General features: G+C 43.0%; 7 protein-coding genes. All 7 read right to left on the reverse strand.

Going from position 1 to position 7,274, the window contains the following annotated elements; translation table 11 throughout:
- On the reverse strand, positions 1–418 hold a 418-nt coding region (locus OA34_RS12890), incomplete at its 3' end, for a rhodanese-like domain-containing protein (protein WP_039676047.1).
- Between the two features lie 37 nt (positions 419–455).
- The gene (gene nrfD, locus OA34_RS12895; RefSeq protein WP_039676048.1) at positions 456–1,721 is read right to left on the reverse strand and encodes an NrfD/PsrC family molybdoenzyme membrane anchor subunit; all 1,266 of its coding nucleotides are present in this window, start codon (positions 1,719–1,721) and stop codon (positions 456–458) included.
- Complete coding sequence (locus tag OA34_RS12900; protein WP_039676050.1) at positions 1,709–2,374, reverse strand: 4Fe-4S dicluster domain-containing protein; 666 nt, start codon at positions 2,372–2,374, stop codon at positions 1,709–1,711. Before OA34_RS12900 ends, nrfD begins: the two co-directional genes overlap by 13 nt.
- Positions 2,375–2,377: 3 nt before the next feature.
- Entirely contained in the window at positions 2,378–4,762 is a 2,385-nt protein-coding gene (locus tag OA34_RS12905) for a molybdopterin-containing oxidoreductase family protein (protein ID WP_286683053.1), read from the reverse strand.
- A gap of 377 nt (positions 4,763–5,139) precedes the next feature.
- Positions 5,140–5,547 carry a hypothetical protein gene (locus OA34_RS12910; protein WP_039676054.1) on the reverse strand — a complete coding sequence of 136 codons (408 nt, stop codon included), beginning with the start codon at positions 5,545–5,547 and terminating at the stop codon, positions 5,140–5,142.
- 158 nt (positions 5,548–5,705) lie between these two features.
- Entirely contained in the window at positions 5,706–6,614 is a 909-nt protein-coding gene (locus tag OA34_RS12915) for a LysR substrate-binding domain-containing protein (RefSeq protein WP_039676056.1), read from the reverse strand.
- Positions 6,615–6,754: 140 nt separating this feature from the next.
- Positions 6,755–7,066 (reverse strand): hypothetical protein, encoded by a 312-nt coding sequence (locus OA34_RS12920; RefSeq protein WP_039676058.1) that lies wholly within the window; start codon positions 7,064–7,066, stop codon positions 6,755–6,757.
- Positions 7,067–7,274 lie beyond the last annotated feature (208 nt).

Below are 7,274 nucleotides of genomic sequence, written 5' to 3' on the forward strand. Positions count from 1 at the left end.
CTTTACCTTTAAGGTATCCTGCAACGATCGGGCTTTTTTCACATTCCCAGCCGCCGCAATAGACGATAATCTCTTTATCTTTTGCTACTTTCTCTAATTGTCCGATATATTTCTCTATTTCGGTATCGGGAATATTAAGGCTAGAAGGAATCGTCCCTGCTAGGTATTTTGGGTGCGGTCTCGCATCGATCAAGAGTGCTTTTGCGCCGCCTCGCGTACCGTTTCCGATCGCTGCTGCTACGTAATCGTACGTTACGTTCTCCAAGCGGTATTGTTCGATCAAGCCTTTGACTTTTGCGCTGGGTTCCGTGAGCACTTTCTCTGCTGCTGCTTGGCTCGCTTCGGGTTGGCTACTCGCGCACCCTCCGAACAAAAGCCCCGCTACGATCAGGCTACTCGCTATACTTCTTAGTCTCATGTTTTCTCCTTATAGTATGGTTGTATTTTTCGTCTCTTTAATGATGTTCTCGCAACTCGCCGACCGATAAGAAAACATCGAAAAGTTTATAGATTGCAACAGCAACACCGATAGAGCCTACTACGATCAAAATTTCTCCGAGATGAGGAGCCACATAGTTAAAAGGCTTTGAAAGCGCATAAAAATCATATTTTTCATACCCTACGCCAAAGCGATTGGACATAGGATTGGCATTACCTCCGTAAACGAAAAGGTAACGTCCGACATAACCGCCGATAACGACCGAAATCGAGGCTATTAAGGTAAATATAGGTTTTCTAGGCTTAACAATACATAAAAACGGTAAGGTCAACGTTAGAAAGATGTAACCGATAAAATAGACGTAACGAAACGGCCCAAAAAGGATTAAAAATGCCCAATCTTTATCAACAGTCATATAGGCAAATATTTCGTATACTCCTAAAATCGATACAAAAAATAACATCGCTTTTCGATTAAGTTCCATTAACGCACCGTATTCATGTTTTTGACGATGAGCTAAAAAGCTGACGATTCCCATAACGCCCAAAGATGAAACAAAAGCAGAGATGATGAAATAAAACGTCAGGAACGGAAATTCCGTCCATAAATGGCGTGCCGTATTCATCGAAAAAAGTTTCGCTTGAATGTAATATTCGATCAAATCGACGATAATGCTTAAAACCAAGATCGGTAACGCCAGACGTTTTGCCCATGCCCTTTTATGCGTGAGTACCAAATAGATTTCAAACAAAACGAAGGGAATATACGTACAATAAAGCGGTAACATCAACCACATACCCGCACCAACGTTGGGCGTTAGCACCATCCACACCATATTTAACATGTTAAGATCCGTCGCGATCGTAAACAGACCCGCAAAGACCATAGCGATACCGGCAACCATAAAACCTGCCGCCGCTTTTTCGACCAAATGAAAGTTCATCAGTTCCGCTAAAGCGACCAAGAAGATGATGCCGCTTCCCGTGTAAATCATGTACATGTAATTGACGATAAAGAGCGTCCACGGAATGTTGCGGTTGACCTCTCCGACGTCTCCGAAAACCGCAAGTCGCATCGCCTCTTTAAGCTCCAAACTCGTCGGATTGAGTCCGGAAGCATGCGCATTGGCCGCCGCACTGAAATAACGCACGTCGAAAATTTCGTAAATTCCAAACGCCGCCAATGCTAAAAGCACGTAAGCAAATAGCATCGTTTTATTCAATAATAGCCCTCCGATCGTCGTCTTGTTAATGTCAAGACCGATAAAGCTTATTTTCTCCATTCTTTACTCCTTCGTTCGCGAGCTTGCGCATACAAGGGTTGGATTTCGTCCCACGTATGAATTTTCGTGTGATGCGAAACGCTCTGTTTGGCATACGTTTCGTCATCGGGTAAAATATAAAACAGTTTCGGAAGCGTTCCGGTATGCTCTTTTTGGAAGAAAAAGCGTTTGGTTTTTAACAACTTCACGATATCGCTGTTTTCATCGTCCAAATCGCCGAATACGCGAACTTTCGTCGGACAGGTCGCTTGACATGCCGTCGTTCCGCCTTCAACTAAAGAGCGGTGATCGCAAAACGTACATTTATCGACCGCAACCATCGTATCGTCGACAAACCTCGCATCGTACGGACATGCTTCCATACAACCTTTACACAAAATACATTTGTGCGCGTCGACTTTGACGATTCCGCCCCCTGCAAAATGGCTGGCATTGGTCGGACAGACGTTGACGCACGGCGCGTCGATACAATGGTTGCATTGAGAGGGGTAAAGATTGATAAACGGTTTCCCGAAAATCGTACCCTCAACCACACCGATCCAAATACGTTGTTTGTCCGCACCGAGCTGAACACCGTTTTCCTCTTTACATGCAACTTCGCACGCTTTACAGTTGATACAGTTTTGATAATCTAATGCCATTGCGTAATTCATAGCTTACACCTTTTTAATCGAGACGATCGTGTCGTGCATATTCGCACAACCGTGAACCGGTTCGATCGTATCTTCTATAATCTCGTTATCGCTCGCACCGTTTCGGTGCGCAAACGTTAACCCTTCGGATTTTGCGCCGAATCCGTGAATGTAAAAAACGGTTTGCGGAACGATTTTAGGCGTCGGATACGCTTTAATGCGCACGCGCCCTACACGACTGCTCACTTCTACCGTATCGCCGAATGCAATACCGAGTGCTTTGGCCTCTTGGTCGTTGATCCAAATATAATTTTCGCGCATCAACTCCAAAAGCATAATGTTGTTTTGAGAAGAATTTTGCGTAAATTGCGCGTGACGGCCGGAAATAAATTTGAACTGACCGGAGGGAACTTTCACGAACTCCTCGTCTTTCCATGTCGGCATCGGGTCTACGCCGCGACTTTCCATACTTCCCAAATAGCATTCGACCTTTTTATTCGGCGTATTAAACGAACGTTTTAAATCGGCGATATCGACGGGATTGACGCATAAATCATGTAAAAACGTCTCGGCATCGTACTCTTCTTCCAATTTTAATACCGAATAGAACTTCCTGTCTTTGGGATAACATTGATAGGTGTTGTTATCGATTTTCTTAAAATAAGAGAGCATATTTGGATAAAAAACGCCTTTTTCGCGTAAAATACCCCATGCTTCCTCACCGTATTTTTCCACGAACAGATGCTTATTCGTCTCTTCTTGCGAATGCATAAACGGCTCGGAAAGATCAAAACCGTTTTCTTCGTAAAACTCTGCTTCATCGGTATCTTCGAGTTCTTCTTGAACGTCTTCGTCATACTTTTTCGTAATTTCCCACAGCGGTTTAGAAAGTTTTTGGGCTAATCCTCGCATAATTTCGATGACCGGTTTGGTCTCATACATCGGATCGATCGCCTTCTCGCGTACCGCGATAGCCGGTTCGATTCCCGCAAACGATTGCACGGGGTCTTCGCGCTCCAAATAGGTACATTCCGGCAAAATAACATCCGCCATCATTGCCGTATCACTCGGCATCGTATCGATGACGACGACCAAGTCCATTTTTTCAAACATCTGACGCGTTTTTGCCGTATTGGGAACGGAGAGCATCGGATTTTGTTTGTAAACAAACATGCCGCGAATCGGATACGGAGATTTTCCTTCCGCAACCATATTACGCCAGCCGACCCACGTTCCGGTTGCGCCGACGACGGCTGCCAAGTTTTTATCGATACGCGGTTTGGCTTGTGCATACATCGGAGCGGTCGTCGTATGCTCACCCAAAGGAAGCTTTTTACCGAACACGATACCGCCTTTAACGTCGATACCGCCGCCAAGCGCACTAAAGAGTGCCATAGCCCGACGAAGCTGGAAGTCGTTTTTCGACCATGTCGTACGTCTGCCTTGATAATAAACCGCTTGCGGTGCATTCGCCATAAAATCATGAGCGATTTTACAGATGGTCGCAGCAGGTATGCCCGTAATTTTTTCCGCCCATTCGGGAGTGTATTCGTTCTCGATAATGTGTTTTTTGTATTTATCGAAATCGACGAAGTTTTTGGCGACATAACTACGATTGTAAATTTGGTCGCTGATCGCAACATAGGTTAACGCCAAAACAAACGCCAAATCGGTTCCCGGTTTAATGGGCACGTAAGTATCCGCATGCATGGCGGAATTGGTAAAGCGAGGATCGACGACGACGAGTTTCATACCGCGTCCGCGCGTTCGTTTGAACATATCCATCGTATCGGGCGTTAAAATCGCTTCGGCACGGTTTGCACCCGCCATAATAACATATTTGGCGTTTTCTAAATCTGCCTGTCCGTAGCCGCCGATAGTTAACGTATAACCCGATACCGCCGTTTGAAGGCAAATCGTCGAGTGGTTCAAGAAATTCGATGAACCGAATTTATCCGCCATAAACGTTTTAAACGTATGTTCCGCCAAACCCTCGCCCGCGCAATATCCGATACACGAGCGATTGTCTTTTTCTTCGTCTAAAATTTTCACGAGTTTTTCTTGGATAAACGCATAAGCTTCGTCCCAACTCGCACGACGGTACTTTCCATCACCCCTTTGTCCCGTGCGGATTAAAGGGTACTTCAAACGATCGGGATCGTAAAGCGCATGAATGCCGGCAACCCCTCTAGCGCATAGCATATTGCGCGATTTAGGGAAATACGGATTAGGATCGAGTTTGGTAACAATACCGTTTTTAACCGTTGCGATAGCGGCGCATTTATTGACGCACATTTCGCAAATCGTCGGAACTTGTTTCAACAAAGGAAGTTCTTTGGACTTTTTTGCATTTTCAGCAAGAATAGACGTCTGACTTAACGCCGTTCCCCCGACAATACTTAAAGCCACGCTCCCTTGAAGAAATCTCCTTCGTGAGATCTCTACTTTCATCTTATTTTTCTCCGCTATGATTTGAGATAAAAGGGCTTAAATGCCCTAGAAATAACTATTTCACGGCACATTGTAGAGGCTGTTTCTTTAGATTATTATTAAGAAGAATTACTTTTATAAGTTTTTTAAATTAAAATAGAATCTGAGGCTCGATTTTAAGGGCTTATCATAAAAATAAAAAAAATTTATCTATTTTATAATATTAGGTAAACTTTTTAGTATTTTTTACCATTTTAGTAAAATTTTAATGACATTTTTGCATTTTTTTAATATATTGAGTTCAGAAAAAGGAAAAAACGAGAAGAGGCATGATGCCTCTTTTGAGATACGAGAAATTATTTTTGTGCGGCTTCTTGGGTACAATTACTACCGTCACCCTTGAGCTCGACTTTGATCTTTTTGGCTTTTTTGGGTTGAGCATCGTTTTCGTACAAGATCGCTTTAATGTCGTTGGAGAAATTTTCAATGCAATCGCTCTTCCCTTTCGTGGTATCTAAAATCAATACGCGCGTTTCGGCTTTCGTTTGAGCGGCTTCGCTGGCATTGAGATCGCACTCTTTTTCGAGCAATCGATTGATTTTTTCGTTGAGCACTTCCAACGAGCCGTTTTGATCGTGTTGATTGGCGTAAATGATGTCTGAGACTTCTTTTTGAAAAGTCTCCACGCAATCATTGATGCGGGTTTGGTCGGCGGCGAGCATCCATGAAACGATAATTGGTAAAGTTAATATAACTTTTTTCATCTTTTCCTCCTATAATTTTTACCATTATATAATAAAATTATAAAAATATTTACTTTTATTAATTATCTTGGAAGAAACACCATAGCGTTCCGTAGAAAAAAGACGCAAACGCGAAAAAGCCGTTTCGTGTAAGAGCAAAAATCTTGCCCTTACGCGACTTAAAAAGAGGGTTGAATGCTTTTGTGGGTAAGAAAATCGGTCGTACTATCGATCAGTGCGTCTTGGACGCGATCTTTAAGGCAGCAGAGGTAAAACTGGCGTAAGAGTCTAATGTCTTTAATTTGCGCTACATGTAAGAGTCCTTGCTTGACTTCATCCTCGATAATATACTTAGACAATATCGAAACCGTAGGCACTCCGTTGAGCGGAGATTTTAAGAGCGTCTGTTTGATCGTCGTCGAACTGGTAGCAATTCCTTTGACGTTAAAGTTTTTACAATCCACGTCTATTTGACGGAACATTTCGTAAATTACGCGGCGCGTATTGGATTCTTCTTCACGGCAAATCCAATCAAACGTAAACAAATCTTCTTTCTTTAAAAGCATCGGAAGCTTGCTTCGACTCACGACGACAAGCTCGTCTTCCATCCATTCTCTATACGTTATATTGGGATTGAAGATAGGCGATTCGATCAGCGCAAGATCGACTTTTTGTTGCAGTAAAAGTTCCGTCAATTCTGAAGAGGTCGCGACTTTTGTCAGTACACGATTGGAAATAACCTCTTGAATATCGTTTAAAAAGTCGGGCAAAATATAATTGCCGATGACCGGAGATGCGCCTAAAATAAAAAGCATCTCTTTATTGATCAGGCGTAAAACCTCTTTTTCCGTCTCTAAAATTTGCTTCTCAAGCTTGAGCAAGGATTGGTAAAGTGCCTCTCCCGCCTTCGTCAAATTGATCCCGTTTTTTTTACGATCGACAATTTGAATACTCAAATAATCTTCAAGGTATTTGATTTGCTGCGTTACGGCAGGCTGACTAATCCCCAACTTTTTAGAAGCTTTGGAGAAACTGCGTTCTCTTACGACGGTTAAAAACGTCTCAACTTTGCCAAAATCTTTAAACATAGATTGACCTATCACTCTAGAGAGTTCTTAGAAAACTCTTTTCACACTTCTAAGGCATCGCCTAAAAAGCTATGCTAACGCCAAGTTTCCTTCGGCAGGAAGCCCGCGCACCTTGGCCTCTTTGACAAGAAGCCTACATGTTAATAACATAATGCCGTATTACCGCTATCGCTAGCGTAATGATACAAAAATTCGTAAAGATGTGCGACGTCATTTTCTTTCAACGGCTTTGCCGAAGGACATAAGGTTTGCAATTCATTCGCAAGCTCCTTCGCATCGAATAAAGCCTGCCATTCGCTGTACGTATGTTTTTTCGCCATCACGTTGCCGCTAAAACCGCAAGCCGTGCGAAAATAACTCTTATAAATCGTAGAACCTTGATTGATGTCCGCAAAAAGGGAAACGGCGCCGATAAGACAGAGGGCAAAAAAAGCGGTAGTGTATCGTTTCATGATTTCTTCTTTACTGTTCAATCTTAACATGTGAGGGCAAGTCATCGACTTGCCCTCACCTCTTTTTCCTTGACATGCCATCTTACATGTAAAGCCGAGATTTACCCTAAAGGTTCATTGACCTTGATATCGCATTGGTTTGATTTATCGCATTTAATATTGGCATCAAAATAGAATATCTTACTCACGTCTATTTTTGCGCCTTGCA

Origin of the sequence: Sulfurospirillum sp. MES, from assembly GCF_000789415.1 — a bacterium.
GTDB classification, from domain to species: Bacteria; Campylobacterota; Campylobacteria; order Campylobacterales; family Sulfurospirillaceae; genus Sulfurospirillum; species Sulfurospirillum cavolei.